Below are 22,815 nucleotides of genomic sequence, written 5' to 3'. Positions count from 1 at the left end.
CAAAGACGGCGAGTGAGGATTGGGAAGCGTGCCGCTCATCCCTTCGCCCCGCCTGCGGGGAGAAGGTGCCGGCAGGCGGATGAGGGGGCGAGAGCCTTGTCGCGACCGATCGGCCCACCGGATCGGAACGACCGTTTCGCCTTGCCTTGGCCCGGCTTTCGTCCTACCTGACAGCAACGTCGAATTCGGACCCGCAATGCCCCACAAGGTCTTTCTCACCCGGCTGAAACTCAATGATTTCCGCAATTACGCGGCGCTTTCGCTCGAGCTTGACCAGCGCCATGTGGTGCTGACCGGCGAGAACGGCGCGGGCAAGACCAACCTGATGGAGGCGGTCTCCTTCCTCTCGCCAGGCCGCGGCCTGCGGCGCGCCGCCTATGCGGATGTCGCCCGCGTCGGCGCCGCGGACGGCTTTTCCGTCTTTGCCGTCGTCGACGGCATGGAAGGTCCGGTGGAGATCGGCACGGGAACGCAAGGGACGGAGGAGGGCCAATCGCGCCGGCTGAGGCTCAACGGCACGCCGGCGCGCACCGTCGACGAGTTGACCGACCACCTCAGGGTGCTCTGGCTGACGCCGGCGATGGACGGGCTCTTCACCGGTCCTTCCGCCGACCGCCGGCGCTTTCTCGACCGGCTGGTGCTCTCGCTCGATCCCGAACACGGCCGGCGCGCCGGCGAATTCGACCGCGCCATGCGCAGCCGCAACCGGCTGCTATCCGACTTTCGGCCCGATCCCGCCTGGCTCTCGGCGATCGAGCGCGAAATGGCCGGGCTCGGCGTGTCGATGGCGCTCGCCCGCCAGGAAATGCTCGGCCTGCTCACGGCGTTGGTGGAACGAAGCCAGGGCGACGGGACATTTCCGTCCGCCCGCCTGTCGATCGCCGGCTTCCTCGACGACTGCCCGGGCCTGCCGGCCTACGACCTCGAGGAGCGTTACCTCGCCATGCTCGCCGAAGGCCGCGCCCGCGACGCCGCCGCCGGCCGCACGCTCGACGGGCCGCACCGCAGCGACCTCCTGATCCGCCACCGGGAGAAGGACATGGAAGCCGAGCGCTGCTCGACCGGCGAACAGAAGGCGCTGCTCGTCGGCCTCGTGCTCGCCCATGCCCGGCTCGTCGGCGACATGACCGGCCACGCGCCGGTGCTGCTCCTCGACGAAATCGCCGCCCATCTCGACCAGGGGCGGCGCGCCGCCCTCTTCGACCTCGTCGACGCGCTCGGCGGACAGGCCTTCATGACCGGAACCGACCGGGCGATGTTCGACGCGCTCGGCGAGCGCGGACATTACCTGACCGTTGCAAACGGCTGCGTTTCGGGGTGACATCCCGCTTGCGCCTCGCTTCGCGGAGCCGCAAAGAACAGACGGAGACGCCGATGACGACCGCTGCCCCCCTCGCCGCTGACGAAATCGCGCGCTATGCGCGCCACATCGTGCTGCCGGAAATCGGCGGCCCCGGGCAGCAGAGGCTCAAGGCCGCGCGCGTGCTCGTCATCGGCGCCGGCGGCCTCGGCGCGCCGGCGCTTCAATATCTCGCCGCCGCCGGCGTTGGCACGCTCGGCATCGTCGACGACGATACCGTCTCGCTGTCGAACCTGCAGCGCCAGGTCATCCACGCCACCCGGGATATCGGCCGGCCGAAGGTGGAGAGCGCGGCTGCCGCCATCGACGCCCTCAATCCGCATGTGCAGGTGGTGACCCATGCGGTGAGGCTCGGAGCCGACAATGCCGAGGCGATCTTCAAGGCCTACGACCTCGTCGTCGACGGCTCGGACAATTTCGAGACGCGCTATCTCGCGGCCGACACGGCCGAGACCGCTGCGGTTCCGCTCGTCACCGGCGCCGTCGGCCGCTTCGACGGATCGCTCACCGTGTTGAAGCCCTACGAGACCGATGCCGAGGGACATCCCAACCCCTCCTACCGCGACCTCTTTCCCTCGCCGCCCCCGCCCGGCGCCGTCCCGAGCTGCGCCGAAGCCGGCATCATCGGTGCGCTCACCGGCGTCATCGGCACGCTGCAGGCGATGGAGGCGATCAAGCTCGTCACCGGCATCGGCGAGCCGCTCGTCGGCCGCCTGCTGCTCTACGACGCGCTCACCTGCCAGTTCAACACGATCCGCTACCGGCGCGGCAACCGCTGAGGGTACCCATGGAGACCATACGCATCGACGGCCGTTTCGAGCGCTACGAAGAGCTTCTCACGCTCATCCGCTCGTCCTTCGCCTATATGGACGGCCGGATCGATCCGCCCTCCTCGGCGCATGCGCTGACCGTCGCGTCGCTGCGGCAGAAGGTGCAGGACGAAGTCGCTTTCGCCGTCCTCGCCGAGGACGACCTGCTCGGCTGCGTCTTCTGCAAGCCAGAGCCGGACTGTCTCTATATCGGCAAGCTCGCCGTCGCCTCCGGCTTCCAGGGCAAGGGCGTCGGCCGCACGCTCCTTGCCGCCGCCGAAGAGACGGCGCGGCGACTGAAGCTGCCGGCGCTGAGACTGCAGACGCGCATCGAGCTCACCGAGAACCACGCCACCTTCGCCGCATGGGGCTTCGTCGAGACCAGCCGCTCCGCCCATCCCGGCTTCACGCGCGCGACCTCGATCGAGATGCGGAAAGTCCTCTGACGGCGAGAGACCCCTTCCTCACGCCTCCCCACCAAGGCCCCTCCCAACCTCAAAAGGGGGAGGGGTGGGGAGGGCTTTCGAAAGCAATGCTCCCCCGATTGCTAATCCCGCCCCGGCAGCACCCGGTCGGGCGGGCGGTGGCCGTCGAAGAAGGTGCGGATGTTGATCACCACCTTCTCGCCCATGTCGATGCGGCCTTCGAGCGTCGCCGAGCTCATGTGCGGCAGGAGCACGACCTTGCCCTCGTTGGCGAGCTTGATCAGCTTCGGGTTGACGGCCGGCTCGTTCTCGAAGACGTCGAGGCCGGCGCCGGCGATCTTGCCCTCCCGCAGGCATTTGATCAGTGCGGCCTCGTCGATGACGTCGCCGCGTGCGGTGTTGACGATGTAGCTGTCGGGACGCATCAGCGCCAGCCGCCGGGCGGAGATCAGATGATAGGTCGCCGGCGTCGACGGGCAGTTGACGGAAACGATGTCGACGCGGGCGAGCATCTGGTCGAGGCTGTCCCAATAGGTCGCCTCCAGCATTTCCTCGGTCTCGGGTTTGACGCGATGGCGGTTGTGATAATGGATGGAGAGGCCGAAGGCCTTGGCCCGGCGCGCCACGGCCGTGCCGATCCGCCCCATGCCGACGATGCCTATCCGTTTTCCCGCGATGCGCCGTCCGAGCATCCAGGTCGGCGACCAGCCGGCCCATTCGCCCTTGCGGTCGGTCAGCACCTGCGCACCCTCTGCGAGCCGGCGCGGCACGGCGAGAATCAGCGCCATGGTCATGTCGGCGGTGTCCTCCGTCAGCACGTTCGGCGTGTTGGTGACGGTGATGCCCTTGCGGGCGGCCGCATCGACGTCGATGTTGTCGACGCCGTTGGAGAAGGCCGCAATGAGCTTCAGCTGCGGCCCCGCCTGCTCGATCAGCGCGGCGTCGATCCGGTCCGTCACCGTCGGCACGAGCACGTCGGCCCGCTTGACCGCGGCGACGAGTTCCGGCTGGCTGCGCGGCGTGTCGTCGATGTTCAGTTCCGCGTCGAAGAGCTCGCGCATCCTGGTTTCGACCACATCCGGCAGCTTCCGGGTGATGTAGACCGTTGGTTTCTTCTTGCTTGTCATGCCTGTGAACGGCCCTCGTTGACGGGTCCTTAACCAAGTTGGGCGATAGTTTCTCCCTATAGCCGCATTTTCTACCAGACCCGGTGGGGAAGACAATTGAAAGTCGCTGTCCGGGGTCAAGGATTTGCGGCGCGGCGCGGCTGACCAGGAGGCCGGAGCGGATGCGGGCGGAAGCCGCAGACACTTGTCCTCATGCCGCTCCCGGCTTACCGCAAAGCCTTGCTTACGAACGGAAAACGGGCTTCGTCATGCGTCACATCATTTCCAAAGCCTCTGCATTGTTGCTGGCCGCCTTCCTCGGAACGGCGGTGATGACCTCCGCCGCCCATGCCCAGGCGGCCAAGGGGCCGAGCGGCCTGCCGCTGCCCCGCTTCGTCAGCCTGAAGTCGCGGAGCGTCAACCTGCGAATCGGCCCGAGCCTCGATTATGCGGTGGCCTTCCGCTATCTCAAGTCCGGCGTCCCGGTCGAGATCATCCAGGAATACGACAATTGGCGGCGGATCCGCGACGCCGACGGCACGGAAGGCTGGGTCAACCAGGCGCTTCTCTCCGGCGACCGCACGGCGCTCGCCGCCCCATGGATGCGCGGCAAGGGCGAGGGCATTTTCGTCAACATGCGCCGCGATCCGCAGGCGACGGCGCCGATCGTCGCGCGGATGGAACCGGGCGTGCTGCTCCATGTCGGCGAATGCAACGGCGACTGGTGCCATGCCGAGACACAAGGGGTGGAAGGCTGGATCGCCCAGGGCGAGATCTGGGGCGCCTATCCGGGCGAGGCCTTCAAGTAGGGCGGCGCGTGGCCGACGAATTCCAAGAAAATTTCAGGTTATCGCTCGCGTCCGTCCCTCATCCGGCCTGCCGGCCACCTGCTCCCCGCAAGCGGGGCGAAGGGGCAAGCGGCGCCGTCTCAGCCCCCTCTCGTGCGGGGTGAGGGCCAGGGTCAGGTGCATTCCTGCCACCCGCCGCTGCCTGCAGAGCGGCGCCACAGGGCAATCCATCAGACGAGCCCGGCCTCGCGGGCGGCCTTGGCGAGCGATATCAGCGGGCGCGGGCCGATCTGGCCGATCACGATGCCGGCGGCGAGGTTGCCGAGACGGCTGCAATCCTCGAGCGAGCGGCCGGCCGTATAGCCGAAGAGGAAGCCGGCGGCATAGAGATCGCCGGCGCCGGTGGTGTCGACCACCTGCTCGATCGCACTCGCCCCGACGCGCACGCGCTCGCCGCCGCGCACCACGACCGAGCCGTGCTCGCTCAGCGTGACGGCGGCAAGCTTGCAATCCCTCGAAAGCAGGTCGAGCGCGCGGTCGAAGTCCTCGGTCTCATAGAGCGCGAGCGCCTCCTGCCGGTTGGCGAAGACGATGTCGACGATGCCCGAACGCATGAGCTCGAGGAACTCGCCGCGGTAACGGTGCACGCAGAAACTGTCGGAAAGCGTCATCGCGGTCTCGCGGCCATGACGATGGGCGATATGCGCCGCCGCGCGGATCGCGTCCTTGGCGCGCGGCGGGTCCCACAGATAGCCTTCGAAATAGGTGACCCTGGACTGGGCGACGACGTCGTCCTCGACATCCTCCGGACCGAGCTCGACACAGGCGCCGAGATAGGTGTTCATCGAGCGCTCGCCGTCCTCGGTGACGAAGATCATCGAGCGCGCCGTCGGCGGCGTTCCGTCGAGCGGCCGCGTCTGGAAGTGGACGCCCTGGGCGCGGATGTCGTGGGTGAAGATTTCGCCGAGCTGGTCGTCGGCGACCTTGCCGAAATAGGCGGCTCGTCCGCCGAGGTTCGCGACGCCGGCCGCCGTGTTGCCGGCGCTGCCGCCGGAAGCCTCGACCGCCGGACCCATGCGCGCATAGAGAAGCTCCGCCCGTTCCGCATCGATCAGGTTCATCGCGCCCTTGATGATGCCGTTTTCCGTGAGAAAGCTGTCATCGCAGCGCGCAATGATGTCGACGATCGCATTGCCGATCGTCAGTACGTCGAATTTCGTCATGGGCTCCGTCCGGTTTCCTTTAATGGCCGGTATTGGTTAATAGCGGTTTTCCGGCCATTTGGAAGACGTGAACGACGATCACGTCGGCAGCGCGCTCGCGTCGTAGCCGGCGGCGAACTCGGCATTCGGCGGGATCGGCTTGATGATGTCGATCAGCACGCCGTTCGGATCGGCCGTGATGAAATGACGCTGGCCGAAGGCCTCGTCACAGATGGGCTTGAGGATGGGCAGGCCCGCGGCGCGCATCTCGGCATGGATACGGTCGGGATCCTCCACTTCGAAATTCAGGATGACGCCGCGGACCGGCGCCCGCTGCGCTTCCGGTACCGTCTCGTGCCGGTAGTCGAGGATGGCGAGCGTCACGTGCTCGTCCTCCGTCGACTGAAGGTGGATGTACCAATCGCTCGTGAAGAGCGGCTCGAAGCGAAGGTGTCTCACGTAGAAATCTGCCGTCGCCGGCACGTTGTCGGTCGTGAGGACCGGGTAATAGCTGGTCGATTTCACGCTTCCTCTCCGTCGCTGAGTAACATACAATCTGTATGTACCTAACTAACATACAGGCTGTATGTATGCAACAAGGAAAAACCAGACGCTCGAACCAGGAGCGCTCCGACGCCACCCGGGCCGCGATCATCGAGGCGGCACGCGCGCTTTTCGTCGCGAAAGGCTATGCCGATACGGCAACGCCGGAGATCGTCGCTGCGGTCGGCCTTACCCGCGGCGCCCTCTATCACCATTTCGCGGACAAGAAGGCGTTGTTTCGGGCCGTCATCGACAGAGAGGCGCGCGAGGTCGCGGCGCTCATCGAACAATCCGCGGGCGAAAACCTTGGGCCACATGAGGCGCTGCTCGCAGGCGCGGCCGCCTATTTCGACGCCATGGCGGTTCCGGGCAGGGTGCGCCTGCTGCTGCTAGACGGGCCGGCGGTGCTCGGCGTCACCGAGATGGCGCTGATCGACGCCGCGCATGGGCGCAGAACGCTCGAGGAGGGACTGACCGCCGCCATGGCTCCGCATCGCCTCGAGGAAAAGGCGGTGAAGGCTATGGCCTTCCTGTTGTCGGCCGCCTTCGATCGCGCAGCACTCGAGATCGATGCCGGCGCCGCCCGCGCCGACTATGCCTACGCCATAGACAGGCTGATCGATCGCCTGATCGCTCCGTGAAGCGCGCTCACGCGAGGCGCCATCTGCATTTTTGCGACGTCAGGTGATTCCACCCGACTGCAAAACCCGTCTAGCCGGCCACCGGAACGACCTGCGGCGGCAATTCGACGAGCGGCGCCGGAATGTCGCAGGTTTTCTCCGGCGATTTGCAGAGGTCGGCGATGACGCAGCGCTCGCATTCCGGCCGGCGCGCCTTGCACACGTAGCGGCCATGCAGGATCAGCCAATGATGGGCATGATAGAGATAGTGCTTCGGGATGACGCGCATCAGCTTCGCCTCGACCTCGTCCGGTGTCTTCCCGGGCGCGAGCCGGATGCGGTTGGCGATGCGGAAGATATGCGTGTCGACGGCGATCGCCGCCTGGCCGAAGGCCATCTGCAGGACGACGTTGGCGGTCTTCCGCCCGACGCCCGGAAGCGTCATCAGCTCCTCGCGCGTGCGCGGCACCTCGCCGCCGAAGTCGGTGATCAGCTTCTCGGACAGCGCGATGACGTTCTTCGCCTTGTTGCGATAAAGGCCGATCGTCTTGATAAAGTCGCGAAGCCTGTCCTCGCCGAGCGCCAGCATCTTTTCCGGCGTGTCGGCGACGGCAAAGAGCGGCCGCGTCGCCTTGTTGACGCCGACATCGGTCGCCTGTGCCGAAAGCGCGACCGCGACCACCAGCGTGAACGGATTGACGTGCTCGAGCTCGCCCCTCGGCTCCGGCCGCTGCACGGAGAAGCGGCGGAAAATCTCCTCTACCTCGGCAGGGCCGTAGGCGCTGCGCTTCGCGGCAGCCTTCGGTTTCGACGATCCCGGCAGCGATTTGAGTTTCACGTTTTTCATGCCGCATCTATAGTCATGGGTCATGACCGAAGGCAACGCCGAGCCAACCATCAACGACGAGCCGATCTTCGCGGCCGAACTCACGCCCTACCGTTCGCTCGGGTGGAGGGGCTTCAGGATCCTGCTCCTGATCGCCGGCGCGCTGAGCCTCGTGCACATCTTCGTTTTCCTGGTGATCGGCGCCTGGCCGATCGTGTTCTTCTTCGGGATCGATTTCGTCCTGCTCGTCGGCGCCTTCTGGCTCAACTACCAGGCGGGCCGCGCCCGCGAGGAGGTCAGCGTTTCGCGCACCGACGTGTCGGTGAAGAAGTTCGCGCCGTCGGGACGAATGATCGAGCATCGCTTCAATCCCTTCTGGGCGCGCTTCAGCATCAGGCGCCACCAGGAGATCGGCATCGTCTCGATGCGGATCAGCGGCGGCGGCGGCCACACCGAGATCGGCTCGTTTCTCAACTACGACGACCGCGAGACCTTCGCCGCCGCCTTTGCCCGGGCACTCGCGACCGCACGATCGCGCTGAGCCCTCGCCTCCCGGTTCGTCGACAAGAATCGGGTGGTTATCAGGACCGGCGCATGATTATCTCGGGCATGAGGAGATGATCATGAACGTCGCTACATCCATTCAGACCGACATCACCCCGAAAGGCACCGATTACGACACCGTCAGGTGCGTGATCGAGGCGCTCACCGAGAACTATCGCGACCAGCCGTCGCTCGAGGCGCTCGCCAGGCGGCTCGGCCAGCCGCCGACGCAATTGCAGAAGGTCTTCACCCGCTGGGCGGGACTTTCGCCCAAGGCGTTCCTGCAGGCGGTGACGCTCGACCATGCCAAGCGGCTGCTGCGCCAGGAGGACATGCCGTTGCTCGAGACGAGCATCGAGGTCGGATTGTCTGGCCCCGGACGACTGCACGACCTTTTCGTCACCCACGAGGCGATGTCGCCCGGCGAATGGAAGGCGCGCGGCGCCGGCCTCACCATCCGCTACGGCTTCCATCCTTCGCCCTTCGGCACGGCGCTGGTCATGGTGACCGATCGCGGCCTCGCCGGCCTCGCCTTCGCCGATCCGGGCGAAGAGCGCGCGAGCTTCGAGGACATGGCCGGCCGCTGGCCGAACGCGCTTTACGTGGAGGACAGCGCCGCGACGGCGCGCTACGCCGCCCGCATCTTCGACCCGGACCGCTGGTCGGCGGAGGAACCGCTGAGGATCTTCCTGATCGGCTCGGATTTCCAGGTCCGGGTCTGGCAGGCGCTGCTCCACGTGCCCCTCGGCAAGGCCACGACCTATTCGAGGATCGCCGAAGAGATCGGCCAGCCGACGGCCTCGCGCGCCGTCGGCGCGGCGGTCGGGCGCAACCCGATCTCCTTCGTCGTCCCCTGCCACCGCGCCCTCGGCAAGAGCGGCGACCTGACGGGCTATCACTGGGGTTTGACGCGCAAACGCGCGATCCTCGGCTGGGAAGCGGGGAAGGCGTGAGAAAGCCGCAATGACCGCCTCCTCGCAGCCGGGCGCAACCTGGGGACGGTTGCTACCCCTCCCCAACCCCTCCCCACAAGGGGGAGGGACTCCCGTGCTGCACCCTCCCCACCTGAACCGAGCCGTCGCCAATTGCCGAGATGTCGGATCAGGCGAGACGGCGCCGCGGCCAAGCCCCTCCCCCTTGTGGGGAGGGGTTGGGGAGGGGTGATCCCTCGACCCTCATAGAGTTTCGTCGACTCAATGCGCGGCCGACATGTCGCCGAGCACTTCCTTCGAGGCGACCGTCGAATCCGCGTTCAGCTTGTAGACCATCGGCACGCCGGTCGCGAGGTTGAGCTTGAGGATCTGCTCCTTGGTCAGGCGGTCGAGCACCATGACGAGCGAGCGCAGCGAATTGCCGTGGGCGGCGACCAGAACCTTCTCGCCGGAGAGCACGCGCGGCAGGATGTCGGTGAGATAATAGGGCCAGACGCGCGCGCCGGTGTCGCGCAGGCTTTCGCCGCCGGGCGGCGGCACATCATAGGAGCGGCGCCAGACATGGACCTGCTCCTCGCCCCATTTCGCCCGGGCATCGTCCTTGTTGAGACCGGAGAGGTCGCCGTAGTCGCGCTCGTTGAGCGCCTCATCACGGATCGTCGCCAGCGAGGACTGGCCGACGGCATCGAGCACGAGCTGGCAGGTGCGCTGGGCGCGCACAAGGGCGGAGGTGAAGGCGATGTCGAACTTGATGCCGTATTCGGCGAGCGCCTTGCCGCCGGCCTTCGCCTCTTCGATGCCGAGTTCGGTAAGGTCGGGGTCGCGCCAGCCGGTGAAGAGGTTCTTCAGGTTCCATTCGCTCTGGCCGTGCCGGACGAGGACGAGGGTGCCGCTCATTTCGATTTCCTCTTGAAGTTTTACGTGTCAGTTGAGCCCGAGAACATCGAGCATGGAGTAGAAGCCCGGCTTCTGGCCGCGGCCCCAGAGGGCTGCGGCGACGGCGCCGCGCGCGAAGATCGAGCGGTCGGTGGCGCTGTGCGAGAGCGTCACTGTCTCGCCCTCGCCCGCGAGCATCACCGAGTGCTCGCCGATGACCGAGCCGCCGCGCAGCGTCGCAAAGCCGATCGCCCCTTCGGGGCGCGCGCCGGTATGGCCGTCGCGCACCCGCACGGAATGGGCGGCAAGTTCGATGCCGCGGCCCTTCGCCGCCGCCTCGCCGAGGAGCAGCGCCGTGCCGGAGGGCGCGTCGACCTTGTGCTTGTGGTGCATTTCCAGGATCTCGATGTCCCAGCCGGCGGCCGGCAGCGCGCGCGCCGCCTTTTCCGCCAGAACGCCGAGCAGGTTGACGCCGAGGCTCATATTGCCCGACTTGACGATGCGGGCATGGCGGGCGGCGGCCAGGATCTTCGCCTCTTCGTCCGCCGACCACCCGGTGCTACCGACGACGTGGACGATGCGCGCCTGTGCGGCAAGGCCGGCGAATTCGACCGAGCTTGCCGGCGAGGTGAAATCGAGCACGCCCTCTGCATCCAGGAAGGCTTCGAGCGGCTTGTCGGTGACGGGAACGCCGATCGGTCCAAGACCGGCGAGGTCACCGGCGTCGCGGCCGATGAAGGGCGAACCGGGCCGCCCGACCGCGGCGTGGAGGCGTACGCCGGCCATGCCGTGGATGGTCCTGATCAGCGTCTGGCCCATCCGACCGGCCGCACCGACCACCACGAGCTTCATGTCCGTTTCGCTCATCCTCGCAATTCCTCGTTCTTACAGGATTTCGGCGTCAGCGGTCACGTCCGCGCTGCCCTGGAGATTGTGGAGGCGAGCGTAGAGACCGTCGGGTCGCCGCGCAAGCTCGTCATGCGTGCCCTCCTCGACGACGGTGCCCTCCTTCATCACGACGATCTTGTCGGCGCTGACGACGGTGGAAAGCCGGTGGGCGATGACGATGACGGTGCGGCCGCTCATCGCCTGTTCGAGCGCCTTCTGGACGGCGGCTTCCGATTCGGTGTCGAGCGCCGAGGTCGCCTCGTCGAGAAGCAGGATCGGCGCATTGCGGACGAGCGCGCGGGCGATCGACAGGCGCTGGCGCTGACCGCCCGAAAGCGTGATGCCATGCTCGCCGACCGGCGTGTCGTAGCCCTGCGGCTGCGCCAGGATGAAATCATGGGCATAGGCAAGGCGCGCCGCTTCCTCGATTTCCGCATCGGTCGCCTCCGGCCGGCCATAGCGGATATTGTCGCGGATCGAACCCTCGAACAGATAGGGCTGCTGCGACACATAGGCGAGGCCGTTGCGCAGCGAGTGCTTGGTGACGCCGGCGATGTTCTGGCCGTCGATCAGGATTTCTCCCGAACTCGGATCGTAGAAGCGCGGTATGAGGCTGATGATCGTGGACTTGCCGGCGCCGGAGGGGCCGACGAGCGCCGTCGTCTTGCCGCCCTCGGCACGGAAGCTCACCCCCTTGAGGATTTCGTCGCCGTTGCCGTAGGCGAAGCGCACGTCGCGGAGCTCGACCGTCGCCTCGCCGAGCTTCAGCTGGGTGGCGTCCGGACGGTCGCGCTGATGCGGCACCGTGTCGAGGATCTCGTAGATCATGCGGGCGTTGACGACGGCGCGCTCGAGCGACACCTGCAGGCGCGCCAGGCGCCGCGCCGGGTCATAGGCCATCAGCAGCGCGGTCACGAAGGCGAAGAAGGCGCCCGGCGGCACGTTGCTGTAGATCGTGCGGAAGGCGGCATAGGCAAGCACGCTGGAGATCGCCAGTCCCGCGAAGGTCTCGGTCATCGGCGCGGTGCGTTCGCTCAGCCGGGCGATGCGGTTGGCGCGGTTCTCGGCGCGCTCGATGATCGCCTCCACCTTGCGGCGCAGCTCGTCCTCCATGGTGAAGGCCTTGACGATGGTGATCCCCTGGATGGTCTCCTGCATCGCGCCGAGCACGCGGCTGTTCACCTCGACCGCCTCGCGCGTTGCCAGGCGCAGGCGCTTCGAGATGTAGCGCAGGCCGAGGAGCAGCGGCGGCGCGACGAAGAAGACGATCAGCGACAGCAGCCAGTCCTTGCTGAACATGACGCCGATCAGGCCGAGGAGCGTCAGGAAATCACGCGCGATCGACGTCACCGTCATGTTGAGCACGTCGCGGATGCCGCCGACGTTCTGGCTGATCTTGGCGGCGAGCTGGGCCGAGCGCTGCTCGTGGAAATAGCCGACGCTGAGCGCCATCAGATGCGCGTAAAGCCGCCGCTGGTAACGGGCGACGATGTTGTTGCCGATCTTGGAAAGGGCGACCGCCTGGCCGTAGGTCGCAAGGCCCCTCAAAACGAAGGCGGCGAAGATCGAGACGCAGATCAGCAATACGATGTCGGCGCGCCTGTTGGCGAAGGCCTCGTTGATCACGGTTTCCATGATCCAGGCGGTGAAGCCCGTGGTTGCCGCCACCACCACGAGGCACCCGATGGCAAAGGCATAGCCCCGGATGTGGTCGCGGCCGTTTTCGGCGATGACGCGCCGCAGGATTCCGGTGATCGTTTCGGAATCGACTGCGCGGTGGTTTCTATCCTTGGCGTTCAATAAGCCCGTCTTCCCTGAGCCCGCTCCTGTAGCCGGATGCCCGGCCTCGTCTGTCGGGCTCTATAGTGGTTTGAAGCCGCTTTGGCGAGTCTTTGCGGTAAACGGCGCGTCAGCTTCTCCAGCGCCGTCCCTCGGTTGCAACACCGAAGGCCCTTGGCGCACGCGCGAAGGCGGCGAGGCCGGACAGCGCCGCCATCGGATGGATCACGGCGAAGGTCGGAATCGTCCGCATCAGCGCCGAATGCGGCGCCTTGTCCTCGAAGGCGGCGCGGAATTCCGGCTTCATCAGCGCCGGCAGGATCTTCTGCGAAATGCCGCCGGCGAGGAACACGCCGCCGCGCGCCATGAAGATGAGCGCCATGTCGCCGGCAACGCGCCCGAGATAGGTTGCGAAGAGCGACACCGTCTCGACCGCTGCCGGATCGGCACCCGAGAGCGCGCTTGTCGTCACCTCCGCCTGATCCTTGAGCTCAGGCTCCAGGCCATCGGCGGCGCAGACCGCGCGATAGAGATTCATGATGCCGCGGCCGCAGAGGATCTGCTCGCCCGCCATGCGCCCCTCGATCGGATCGAGGAAGGGCCAGATGCGGAAATCGCGCTCGGTGCGCGGCCCGATATCGACATGGCCGCCCTCGCCGGGCACGGGAATCCAGGTGTGCTGCGCATAGACCAGGCCGGCAACGCCGAGCCCGGTTCCGGGGCCGAGGACGACACGCGAGGCCTGCGGCCGGACGCTGCCGCCGCCGATCTGCACGAGGTCCTCGTCGGCGGGCGCGGCGATGGCGAGCGCCTGTGCCTCGAAATCGTTGATGACCAGCACGTCCTCGAGCCCGAGGCCTGCCAGCATGTCCTTCGGCCGGATCACCCAGCCGGCATTGGTGAGCGGAATCTCGTCGCCCTTGATCGGCCCGGCGACGGCGAGGATGGCCGAACGCGGCGCGACGGCGGTCTTGTCGAGGATGCTTTTTCGCATCGCCTCCTCGATCGTCGCGAAGTCGCCCGTCTTGATCGGCGGGAGCTGCAACGGTTCGGAACCGGCGTCGACGAGCAAGGCGAAGCGGGCATTCGTGCCGCCGATATCGCCGATCAATATCGGGAAGGGGAAGCTCTGATCACTCGCATTGAGCATGGCAAGATCCGTCCTGGTCGCGGGTGTCCTCCTGCATGTTTCCTCAAGGGGCGAAACATGCAGCAATTCAAGGTGCTGCGGCGACCGTCGCGCGTTTGAGGACGCAAGGGGCGCCGTAGATGTGTATCAGCTGCGCCTGAAGGCGATCAACTCTTCGGCGGTGGCGCGGTTGAGCGCCATCGGAATGTCGTAGACGATCGCAAGCCGCATCAGCGCCTTGACGTCGACGTCGTGCGGCATGGGTGTCAGCGGGTCGACGAAGAAGATCAGGCAGTCCACGTCGCCGGTCGCGATCATCGCACCGATCTGCTGGTCGCCGCCGAGCGGCCCGCTTTTCAGCCGCGTGACGTCGAGCCCGGGGCAGATGTCGAGGACACGCCCGCCGGTCGTTCCGGTGGCGACGATCTTCAAGCCGGCGAATACCGCCTCGTTCGCCTTAACGAAGGCGGCAAGGTCATCCTTCTTCTGATCATGGGCGATCAGGGCGAGACATTTGCGATCTGCCATGCGGGAGCCCCCGGCAAGAGTTCATGACGCGATGGAGCGCTTTGGGCGCGCTCGTCCGAACCGACTTAAATCGATTTGAATGCCCTATACATGAGCGTCGTGAAATTGCAACGGGACCGCAGCATCCAATCATGTTTCACCTTGGGCTGCTGCGAGCCACCTTGCCGACGGGATGCCCGATGTCCCGTCGGCAAGGTGATAGAGCGGTGGCGCGAACGCATGTGAGCGCATCCCGCTCGAGGGCTTTCCGGTCTACTGCAGCGCCGGCCGCGGCGACGGGACCGGGACGTCTGCGAGCGGCGTCTCCGCCGCGCCGATCACGGCCTCGACGCTGGTCGCAGCGGCCGGGATTGCCGCCGGCTGAGTATAGGCCGTGCCGTAGGTCGCCTGCTGTTCGGAGGCCGCCGGGCCGTTCAGCACCACGGCGCAGGCCTTCGGCAGATCGGCAAGCGTCGCGAATTTCGGCTTCACGGGCTTTTTGGGCGTTTTCGGCTTTGCCCAGGGCTCGTCCGTGAACCACCAGGCGAGCGACTTGTCGCAGCCGTCGCCGGCCGGCACCGCCGCCTGGTCCTTGCAGCCGGCAGAGCCCGCCGGGCATTTGATGCGGACATGAAAATGGTAGTCATGGCCATAGATCGGCCGGACCTTGCCGAGCGCCGAGCGGTCGCCGCGCCAGGTGTCGCAGAGCTTCTTCTTGATCGCCGGATTGACGAAGACGCGCTCGACTTCAGGGTAGCTCGCCGCCAGCATGATCAGCCGGGCGTGCGCCGGCGTCCAGACGGAGCGGTCGATCGTCAGGAACTTGCTCTTGTCCAGCATCGAGGTCGCGGAGATCGTCTCCCGCTCCTCGTAGCTCAGCGTCCGCTTCGGCATCGGCGTCAGCCAGATGTCGGCATCGAGCCCGATCTGGTGCGAGGCGTGGCCGGAAAGCATCGGGCCGCCGCGCGGCTGGGAGATATCGCCGAGCAGAAGCCCCGGCCAGCCGATCTTGTCGGCCGCGTCATGGGAGAGGCGCTCGATCAGCGCGATCATTTCCGGATGGCCCCAGCGGCGATTGCGCGACAGGCGCATCGCCTGCCAGGTCGGCCCGTCGGTCGGGATGGCGACGCCGCCGGCAAGGCACCCCTTGGAATAAAAACCGTAGGAGGTCGGGGCCGACTGCACGGGCAGCGCCTTGGCGCCGAAAAGCGCCTTGGCGGGCGTCGTGTCGGCCGCACGCGCGTCCGCCGACAGCAGGCCCGCGCCGATGACCAGCGCCAACAACGCCGAACTGCAACGCCTTGGCGCAGCACGCCTGAAAGATGCCATTCCACTCCCCTCGAGCTGTGACGCGCGGCCAGAGCCGCCGCCCTCTCCTATCCTGATTCGCGGCGGTTGCATCAGCCTTGCGACTCGCCCGGATGTGACTGAAAAATTTCGCCTGATTTTGGGCAAGCCCTGTCAATTGCCCTGATTTCGCCTATTCTCATCCGAAGGATCATCCTAAAGCAGGGAGAAGCGACTGGCATGCGGCATGGTAGTGCAAGGAAGGAAGGCAAACTGATCGGTGCGCTGCTGGCGTTGAGCCTCTTCTTTCCCTCGTTCGCCGCCGGCCAGGACTTGGAGTGGCGCAACGGCGTTTCGATGTTCGGCGCACCGAAATACGAGGAAGGTTTTTCCCGGTTCGACTACGTCAATCCCGAGGCGCCCAAGGGCGGCGAGCTCCGACTCACCGCGATGGGTACTTTCGATACATTGAACCCCCTCCTCGCCAAGGGTGAGCTCGCCGCCGGAACCCCATTCGTGTTCGAGACTCTGCTCACGCGCGCTCTCGACGAACTCGGCACCGATTACGGATTGCTGGCGGAGGCGGTCGCCTTTCCCGATGACATGGCCTTCGCGAAGTTCCGGCTGCGGCCCGAAGCAAAATGGGCCGACGGGAAGCCCGTGACACCGGAAGATGTCGTCTTCAGCTTCGACAAGGCGAAGGAACACGACCCGCAGCGGCAATTCTATTATCAGCACGTCATCAAGGCGGAAAAGACGGGCGACCGCGAAGTCACGTTCACGTTCGACGAGAAGAACAACCGTGAACTCCCGCGGATCGTCGGCGAACTCGTGGTCGTGCCGAAGCATTGGTGGGAAGGCACGACGGCCGACGGCAAAGAGCGCGACATCAGCAAGACGACGTTGGAAGTTCCCATGGGGTCGGGGCCTTATAAGCTGACGCGAGTCTCGCCCGGTTCGACCTTGCGCTACGAACTGCGAGACGATTATTGGGGCAAGGACCTCAACGTGAATGTCGGCAGCCACAACTTCGGCGCCATAACCTACACCTACTTCGCCGACCTCGACGTCGCATTCGAGGCATTCCGGTCGGGAAATGCCGACTTCTGGTCGGAGAACTCGGCCCGCCGCTGGGCCACCGCCTACGATTTCCCAGCCGTCAAGGATGGGCGCATCAAGCGCGAGAAACTCGAGAACGACTATCGCGACAGCGGCGTACTCGTGGGCTTCATCTTCAATCTGCGCCGACCGAAATTTCAGGACATCCGCATACGCCGGGCAATCAATTATGCCTTCGACTTCGAGGAACTGCAGCGCACGATCTTCTATAACGAGTATACGCGGATCGACAGCTTCTTTTACGGTTCCGAGCTTGCCTCGCACGGTCTCCCCCAAGGCCGGGAACTGGAAATCCTGAACGAAGTCAAAGACAAGATACCGCCTGAAGTTTTCACGACGGAATACAAGAATCCCGTCAATGGGGATCCGAAGAAGCTGCGCGACAACCTGCGCAAGGCGATCGCCTTGTTCAAGGAAGCCGGCTACGAACTGCGCGACAACCGGATGATCAACGTCAAGACGGGCGAACCATTCGGTTTCGAGATACTTCTCGACGGACCGACGATCGAACGCGTCGCGTTGCCCTTCACTCAGAACCTGAAGAAGATTGGAATCAACGCTGCCGTGCGAACGGTTGATTCTTCGCAATACACCAATCGATGGCGTTCGCGCGATTTCGACGTCCTCTATCTTGGATGGGGACAATCGATCAGCCCGGGCAACGAGCAGGCCGAGTACTGGGGCTCGGAGGCCGCCAAGCGCGAGGGCTCACAGAACTATTCGGGTATCAGCGATCCGGGAATCGATGCCTTGATCAACAAGGTCATCTTCGCCAAAGATCGCGACGATCTCGTTGCAGCAACGAAGGCTCTCGATCGTGTGCTCCTTGCCTACCAGTTGGTCGTTCCGAGTTACACCGCCCGATATGGTCGTCTAGCCTATTGGAACACAATTGCCCGGCCGGAGACGTTGCCCGAGTATTCCACCGGTTTTCCGACGATCTGGTGGTCGACGAAGGCAGCAGCCAAATGAAGCCCTTGCGCTTGGGCGGCGTCTCGAATCCAAATGCGGGAAGCGAATCACGAAACACGAAAGGCTCCGCGGAGGCCGCAGCCGACGGGAGATGCAGGTATTGAAACACGATAAAGGGCATGCCGACGCTTCGTGGGTCCGGTTCGCCGGCAACACGTCGATCCAGAGGTTCGCCTGATGGGTGCCTATATCCTGCGCCGGCTGCTGCTGATGATCCCGACGATCGTCGGCATCATGGCGATCTCCTTTGCCGTCGTGCAGTTCGCGCCGGGCGGGCCGGTTGAACAGGTGATCGCCGACCTTACCAACGCCGCCGGCTCCGACCGGCTTTCCGGCACTGGCGGTGATCTCCTGCAGGGGGGCGGCGAGGGCGGGCAGTATCGCGGCGCTCAAGGGCTCGATCCGGAATTCATCGCCAAGCTCGAGAAGCAGTTCGGCTTCGACAAGCCGCCGCTCGAGCGCTTCCTGACGATGATGTGGAACTATATCCGCTTCGATTTCGGCGAGAGCTTCTTCCGCAACACCTCGGTGATCGACCTCATCATCGAGAAGATGCCGGTGTCGATCTCGCTCGGGGTCTGGATCCTCATCTTCTCCTACGCCATCTCGATTCCGCTCGGCATCAAGAAGGCCGTCTCCGACGGCTCGACCTTCGACGTCTGGACGTCCGGCGTGATCGTCATCGGCTATGCCGTGCCGAGCTTCCTCTTCGCCATCCTGCTGATCGTGCTCTTCGCCGGCGGCTCCTTCTTCGACTGGTTCCCCCTGCGCGGCCTCGTCTCGGACAATTTCTACGACCTGCCCTGGTGGCAGAAGATCCTCGATTATTTCTGGCACATGACGCTGCCGCTGATCACGCTCCTGCTCTCGGCCTTCGCGACGACGACGCTGCTCACCAAGAACTCCTTCATCGACGAGATCAAGAAGCAATACGTCACGACGGCGCGCGCGAAAGGCCTCAGCGAACGGCGGGTGCTCTACGGCCACGTCTTCCGCAACGCCATGCTGATCGTCATCGCCGGCTTTCCCGGCGCCTTCATCTCCGCCTTCTTCACCGGCTCGCTGTTGATCGAATACATCTTCTCCCTCGATGGGCTCGGGCGGCTCGGCTATGACGCGGTCGTCAAGCGCGACTATCCGATCGTCTTCGCGACGCTCTACATCTTCTCGCTGATGGGTCTTTTCGTGAGCCTCGTCTCGGACCTCATCTATACCTGGGTCGACCCCCGCATCGACTTCGAGCGGAGGGACGTCTGATGAGCACCGTCGCGACCTATGCCGGCGCCCCGGAAAAGGGCTGGCTGACGCCGATCGGCCGGCGGCGCTGGCAGAATTTCAAGGCCAACCGCCGCGGCTACTGGTCGTTCTGGCTCTTCCTGGTCCTTTTCGGCCTCAGCCTTTGCGCGGAATTCATCGCCAACGACAAGCCGATCATCGCCTCCTACAAGGGCGAAATCCTCTATCCGGTGCTCGTCGATTACCCGGAAGAGAAGTTCGGCGGCTTCCTGGCCGAAACCGACTTCCGCTCCGACTTCATCCGCGATGAGATCGAGGCGAACGGCTGGATGATCTGGCCGCCGATCCGTTATTCCTACCAGACTGTCAACTCCAATATCCCGCATTCGGCCCCGACGCCGCCCTTCTGGCTGATGAGCAAGGAGGAGCGCTGCTCCGCCTATCCGAAAGGCGCCGCCGATCCCGGATGCATCCTCGGCAACCTCAACTGGCTCGGCACGGACGACCAGGCGCGCGACGTGATGGCGCGGATGATCTACGGCTTCCGCATCTCCGTCCTGTTCGGCCTGGCGCTGACGATCGCCTCCGCGCTGATCGGCGTTTCGGCCGGCGCGGTGCAGGGCTATTTCGGCGGCTGGACCGACCTGCTTCTCCAGCGCTTCATCGAGATCTGGTCGTCGATGCCGGTGCTTTACATCCTGCTCATCATCGCCGCCATCCTGCCGCCCGGCTTCTTCATCCTCCTCGGCATCATGCTGCTCTTTTCCTGGGTCGGCTTCGTCGCCGTCGTCCGTGCCGAATTTCTAAGGGCGCGGAACTTCGAATACGTCAACGCGGCCCGCGCGCTCGGCGTCGGCAACGGCACGATCATGTACCGCCACCTCCTGCCGAACGCGATGGTCGCCACCCTCACCTTCCTGCCCTTCATCCTTTCGGGCTCGATCACCACGCTCACCTCGCTCGACTTCCTCGGCTTCGGCATGCCGCCTGGATCGCCCTCGCTCGGCGAGATGATCGCCCAGGGCAAGTCGAACCTCCAGGCGCCCTGGCTGGGGCTCACAGCCTTCACGGCAATGTCGGTCATGCTGTCGCTCCTGATCTTCGTCGGCGAAGCGACGCGCGACGCCTTCGACCCGAGAAAGACGTTCCGGTGAGCGCGACGATGACAGACAGCCTCCTCTCCGTTCGCGATCTCTCCGTCGCCTTCCATCAGGGCGGCGAAACCTCCGTCGCCGTCGACCATATTTCCTTCGACATCAGGCGCGGCGAGACCGTCGCGCTCGTCGGCGAATCGGGCTCCGGCAAGTCGGTCTCGGCCAACTCGATCCTGAAGCTCCTGCCCTATCCGGCCGCGAGCCATCCAAGCGGCGAGATCTTCTTCAACGGCAAGGACCTGTTGAAGGCGAGCGACGAGGAGTTGCGGCACGTCCGCGGCAACGACATCACCATGATCTTCCAGGAGCCGATGACCTCGCTCAACCCGCTGCACACGATCGAGCAGCAGATCGGCGAGATCCTCGAACTGCATCAGGACGTGACGGGCGCGGCCGCCCGCGCGCGAACGCTGGAACTCCTCGACCAGGTCGGCATCCGCGAGGCGGAGAAGCGTCTCGGCGCCTATCCGCACCAGCTTTCCGGCGGCCAGCGCCAGCGCGTGATGATCGCCATGGCGCTGGCCAACCGGCCGGAGCTCCTGATCGCCGACGAGCCGACGACGGCGCTCGACGTGACCGTGCAGGCGCAGATCCTCGAGCTCCTGAAATCGCTCAAGGACCAGCACGGCATGTCCATGCTGTTCATCACCCACGACCTCGGCATCGTCCGCAAGATCGCCGACCGCGTCTGCGTCATGACCAAGGGCAGGATCGTCGAAGCAGGGCCGACCGCCGAGATCTTCGCCAATCCGCAACACGCCTATACGCGCCACCTGCTTGCCGCCGAACCCAAGGGCGAGCCGCCGCCGTCGGACGCATCGAAGCCGGTCGTCATCGAAGCGAAGGAGATGAAGGTCTGGTTCCCGATCAAGGCCGGGTTCCTGCGCCGCGTCGTCGATCACGTGAAGGCGGTCGACGGTGTCGACCTGACGCTGCGCGCCGGCCAGACGCTCGGCGTCGTCGGCGAATCCGGTTCCGGCAAGACGACGCTCGGCCTGGCGCTGACGCGGCTGATCTCGTCCAAAGGCCGGATCGCCTTCGTCGGCCAGAACATCGACGCCTACAGCTTCCGGGAAATGCGGCCGCTCCGCAACCGGATGCAGGTGGTCTTCCAGGATCCCTACGGCTCCCTCAGTCCCCGCATGTCGATCGCCGACATTGTCGGCGAAGGCCTGAAGATCCACGAGAGGGCGCTTTCCGACGACGAGCGCGACGCCCGCGTTGCCGCCGCGCTGCAGGAGGTCGGGCTCGATCCGGCCACCCGCTGGCGCTATCCGCACGAATTCTCCGGCGGCCAGCGCCAGCGCATCGCGATCGCGCGGGCGATGGTCCTGAAGCCGCAATTCGTCATGCTCGACGAGCCGACCTCGGCGCTCGACATGAGCGTGCAGGCGCAGGTGGTCGATCTCTTGCGCGACCTGCAGCGCAAGCACAATCTCGCCTATCTGTTCATCAGCCATGACCTGAAGGTCGTGCGGGCGCTCGCCAACGAGATCATCGTCATGCGGCACGGCAAGGTGGTCGAGCAGGGTCCGGCCGAGCGCATCTTCAACGCGCCCGCCGAAGACTATACGAGGGCGCTGATGGCCGCCGCCTTCAATCTCGAGGCCGTCAACCTGGCGGCCGTCCGTCAATAGAGTCCCCACACCGAGTTGCCCATGCCCGCCAAGAGCCCCGTCATCGTCGATCTGAAATTCATCCCGGAGGAGGTCGAAGCGGCCCTTGCCGGCGCCTTTCCCGATCGTGAGGTCATCAATCTTGCCGATGCCGCGCATGAGCGACGCGATCTTTCCGGCATCGCCTATGCGGTGGTCTGGAAACCCGCCCCCGACCTCTTTTCGCGCGCTCCGGACCTCGAGGTGGTCTTTTCCGGCGGCGCCGGCGTCGACCATGTGCTGACGCTGCCGGGGCTTCCCGAGGTGCCGCTGGTGCGCTTCGTCGACCGCTCGCTGACCACGCGCATGAGCGAGTGGGTGGTGATGCAATGCCTCCTGCATCTGCGCCAGCACCGCGCCTATGAGGCACTGGCGCGGAAACACGAGTGGCGCGACCTCATCCAGCCGGAGGCGGCCGACGTCACCGTCGGCATCATGGGCATGGGCGTGCTCGGCCAGGACGCCGCCCGCAAGCTCGCGACGATGGGCTTCAAGGTGATCGGCTGGTCGCGCACGAAGCGCGACGTCAAAGGTATCGAGACCTATGACGCCGCCGGCCTGGACGCAGTTCTTGCAAGGACGGACTTCCTCGTCGGCCTGCTGCCGCTGACGGCCGAAACGAGAGGCATCTTCAACGCCGACCTTTTCGCCAAGCTGAGCCGCAGGGGGCCCTTCGGCGCGCCGGTCTTCATCAATGCCGGCCGCGGCGGCAGCCAGGTGGAGGCCGGCATTCTCGACTGCCTCGATTCCGGCGTGCTCGCCGCCGCCTCGCTCGACGTCTTCGAAGAGGAGCCGCTCTCGCCCGAAAGCCGCTTCTGGGACATGCCGAATGTCTACGTGACCCCGCACGTCGCCGCCGCTTCGGACGTCAAGGCGCTGTTTGCCCATGTCGAGCATCAGATCGGCCGGTTCGAGAGCGGGCTGCCGCTGGAGCATGTGGTGGACAAGATAGCCGGCTACTGATCCTTCACAGGCCGCCCCCTCACATGAGGCTTTCGCCGTCAAGCCCCTGCGTATGAGGAGTTCCTCCTTGTTCGCCGGGTTCGGTCTTGCTCCTCG

23 protein-coding genes are annotated in these 22,815 nt (G+C 65.5%); 13 read left to right on the top strand and 10 right to left on the bottom strand.

Annotation, left to right across the window (positions count from 1 at the left end):
* The first annotated feature begins 196 nt into the window (after positions 1 to 196).
* From recF to ATB98_RS08405, 3 genes are read left to right on the top strand one after another with little or no spacing between them, the layout of a single operon-like run.
* Complete coding sequence (recF, locus tag ATB98_RS08415; protein ID WP_066871886.1) at positions 197 to 1,321, top strand: DNA replication/repair protein RecF; 1,125 nt, start codon at positions 197 to 199, stop codon at positions 1,319 to 1,321.
* A gap of 53 nt (positions 1,322 to 1,374) precedes the next feature.
* Complete coding sequence (locus ATB98_RS08410; protein WP_066871883.1) at positions 1,375 to 2,139, top strand: molybdopterin-synthase adenylyltransferase MoeB; 765 nt, start codon at positions 1,375 to 1,377, stop codon at positions 2,137 to 2,139.
* A gap of 8 nt (positions 2,140 to 2,147) precedes the next feature.
* Complete coding sequence (locus tag ATB98_RS08405; protein ID WP_066871880.1) at positions 2,148 to 2,615, top strand: GNAT family N-acetyltransferase; 468 nt, start codon at positions 2,148 to 2,150, stop codon at positions 2,613 to 2,615.
* A gap of 101 nt (positions 2,616 to 2,716) precedes the next feature.
* On the opposite strand, the gene ATB98_RS08400 is transcribed toward ATB98_RS08405, so the two are convergent.
* Positions 2,717 to 3,721 carry a 2-hydroxyacid dehydrogenase gene (locus tag ATB98_RS08400; RefSeq protein WP_066871877.1) on the bottom strand — a complete coding sequence of 335 codons (1,005 nt, stop codon included), beginning with the start codon at positions 3,719 to 3,721 and terminating at the stop codon, positions 2,717 to 2,719.
* A gap of 248 nt (positions 3,722 to 3,969) precedes the next feature.
* Here ATB98_RS08400 and ATB98_RS08395 point away from each other — a divergent pair, with 248 nt between their 5' ends.
* Positions 3,970 to 4,509 (top strand): SH3 domain-containing protein, encoded by a 540-nt coding sequence (locus ATB98_RS08395; RefSeq protein ID WP_066871874.1) that lies wholly within the window; start codon positions 3,970 to 3,972, stop codon positions 4,507 to 4,509.
* A gap of 209 nt (positions 4,510 to 4,718) precedes the next feature.
* Here the strand turns inward: ATB98_RS08395 and ATB98_RS08390 are convergent, their stop codons facing one another.
* Both ATB98_RS08390 and ATB98_RS08385 read right to left on the bottom strand, forming a co-directional pair.
* On the bottom strand, positions 4,719 to 5,711 hold the full coding sequence (locus ATB98_RS08390; RefSeq protein ID WP_066871871.1) for an adenosine kinase: 993 nt from the start codon (positions 5,709 to 5,711) through the stop codon (positions 4,719 to 4,721).
* Positions 5,712 to 5,789: 78 nt separating this feature from the next.
* Positions 5,790 to 6,215 carry a VOC family protein gene (locus ATB98_RS08385; protein ID WP_066871868.1) on the bottom strand — a complete coding sequence of 142 codons (426 nt, stop codon included), beginning with the start codon at positions 6,213 to 6,215 and terminating at the stop codon, positions 5,790 to 5,792.
* Between the two features lie 65 nt (positions 6,216 to 6,280).
* On the opposite strand from ATB98_RS08385, the gene ATB98_RS08380 reads away from it, so the two are divergent.
* Positions 6,281 to 6,874 (top strand): TetR/AcrR family transcriptional regulator, encoded by a 594-nt coding sequence (locus tag ATB98_RS08380; RefSeq protein WP_066871865.1) that lies wholly within the window; start codon positions 6,281 to 6,283, stop codon positions 6,872 to 6,874.
* Positions 6,875 to 6,944: 70 nt separating this feature from the next.
* Here the strand turns inward: ATB98_RS08380 and nth are convergent, their stop codons facing one another.
* Positions 6,945 to 7,700 (bottom strand): endonuclease III, encoded by a 756-nt coding sequence (nth, locus tag ATB98_RS08375; RefSeq protein WP_066871862.1) that lies wholly within the window; start codon positions 7,698 to 7,700, stop codon positions 6,945 to 6,947.
* A 22-nt stretch (positions 7,701 to 7,722) separates the two neighbouring features.
* Between nth and ATB98_RS08370 the strand changes: the two genes are divergently transcribed.
* Complete coding sequence (locus tag ATB98_RS08370; RefSeq protein WP_066871859.1) at positions 7,723 to 8,220, top strand: DUF2244 domain-containing protein; 498 nt, start codon at positions 7,723 to 7,725, stop codon at positions 8,218 to 8,220.
* A gap of 82 nt (positions 8,221 to 8,302) precedes the next feature.
* A complete protein-coding gene (locus tag ATB98_RS08365; protein WP_066871855.1) occupies positions 8,303 to 9,175 on the top strand; it encodes a methylated-DNA--[protein]-cysteine S-methyltransferase in 873 nt (290 codons plus the stop codon).
* A 240-nt stretch (positions 9,176 to 9,415) separates the two neighbouring features.
* Here ATB98_RS08365 and ATB98_RS08360 read toward each other — a convergent pair whose 3' ends face one another.
* The 6 genes from ATB98_RS08360 to mepA form a co-directional block, all read right to left on the bottom strand.
* Positions 9,416 to 10,051 (bottom strand): 2,3-bisphosphoglycerate-dependent phosphoglycerate mutase, encoded by a 636-nt coding sequence (locus ATB98_RS08360; protein WP_066871853.1) that lies wholly within the window; start codon positions 10,049 to 10,051, stop codon positions 9,416 to 9,418.
* A gap of 27 nt (positions 10,052 to 10,078) precedes the next feature.
* Positions 10,079 to 10,897 (bottom strand): 4-hydroxy-tetrahydrodipicolinate reductase, encoded by an 819-nt coding sequence (gene dapB / locus ATB98_RS08355; RefSeq protein WP_066871849.1) that lies wholly within the window; start codon positions 10,895 to 10,897, stop codon positions 10,079 to 10,081.
* Between the two features lie 18 nt (positions 10,898 to 10,915).
* A complete protein-coding gene (locus ATB98_RS08350; RefSeq protein WP_066871846.1) occupies positions 10,916 to 12,718 on the bottom strand; it encodes an ABC transporter ATP-binding protein in 1,803 nt (600 codons plus the stop codon).
* A gap of 109 nt (positions 12,719 to 12,827) precedes the next feature.
* Entirely contained in the window at positions 12,828 to 13,847 is a 1,020-nt protein-coding gene (locus ATB98_RS08345; protein WP_066871843.1) for a glucokinase, read from the bottom strand.
* A gap of 126 nt (positions 13,848 to 13,973) precedes the next feature.
* A complete protein-coding gene (locus ATB98_RS08340; RefSeq protein ID WP_066871840.1) occupies positions 13,974 to 14,354 on the bottom strand; it encodes a methylglyoxal synthase in 381 nt (126 codons plus the stop codon).
* A gap of 252 nt (positions 14,355 to 14,606) precedes the next feature.
* Entirely contained in the window at positions 14,607 to 15,662 is a 1,056-nt protein-coding gene (mepA, locus tag ATB98_RS08335) for a penicillin-insensitive murein endopeptidase (protein WP_066871837.1), read from the bottom strand.
* Here mepA and ATB98_RS29460 point away from each other — a divergent pair.
* The 6 genes from ATB98_RS29460 to ATB98_RS08310 all read left to right on the top strand — a co-directional run bounded on the left by ATB98_RS29460 (position 15,601) and on the right by ATB98_RS08310 (position 22,719).
* Positions 15,601 to 15,807: a hypothetical protein gene (locus ATB98_RS29460; RefSeq protein WP_167354067.1), complete on the top strand. Its 207-nt coding sequence runs from the start codon at positions 15,601 to 15,603 to the stop codon at positions 15,805 to 15,807. The genes mepA and ATB98_RS29460 overlap by 62 nt on opposite strands.
* 53 nt (positions 15,808 to 15,860) lie before the next feature.
* Positions 15,861 to 17,711: an extracellular solute-binding protein gene (locus ATB98_RS08330; RefSeq protein ID WP_066871834.1), complete on the top strand. Its 1,851-nt coding sequence runs from the start codon at positions 15,861 to 15,863 to the stop codon at positions 17,709 to 17,711.
* A gap of 177 nt (positions 17,712 to 17,888) precedes the next feature.
* Positions 17,889 to 18,968 (top strand): microcin C ABC transporter permease YejB, encoded by a 1,080-nt coding sequence (locus ATB98_RS08325; RefSeq protein WP_066871831.1) that lies wholly within the window; start codon positions 17,889 to 17,891, stop codon positions 18,966 to 18,968.
* Positions 18,968 to 20,101: an ABC transporter permease gene (locus tag ATB98_RS08320; protein WP_066871828.1), complete on the top strand. Its 1,134-nt coding sequence runs from the start codon at positions 18,968 to 18,970 to the stop codon at positions 20,099 to 20,101. The genes ATB98_RS08325 and ATB98_RS08320 overlap by 1 nt, the downstream gene beginning before the upstream one ends.
* A gap of 8 nt (positions 20,102 to 20,109) precedes the next feature.
* Positions 20,110 to 21,738 carry an ABC transporter ATP-binding protein gene (locus ATB98_RS08315; RefSeq protein ID WP_066872080.1) on the top strand — a complete coding sequence of 543 codons (1,629 nt, stop codon included), beginning with the start codon at positions 20,110 to 20,112 and terminating at the stop codon, positions 21,736 to 21,738.
* 21 nt (positions 21,739 to 21,759) lie between these two features.
* Positions 21,760 to 22,719: a 2-hydroxyacid dehydrogenase gene (locus ATB98_RS08310; RefSeq protein ID WP_066871825.1), complete on the top strand. Its 960-nt coding sequence runs from the start codon at positions 21,760 to 21,762 to the stop codon at positions 22,717 to 22,719.
* Positions 22,720 to 22,815 lie beyond the last annotated feature (96 nt).

The organism is Sinorhizobium saheli, from assembly GCF_001651875.1.
Classification (GTDB): domain Bacteria; phylum Pseudomonadota; class Alphaproteobacteria; order Rhizobiales; family Rhizobiaceae; genus Sinorhizobium; species Sinorhizobium saheli.
This window is presented reverse-complemented; position numbering and strand designations above follow the sequence as displayed.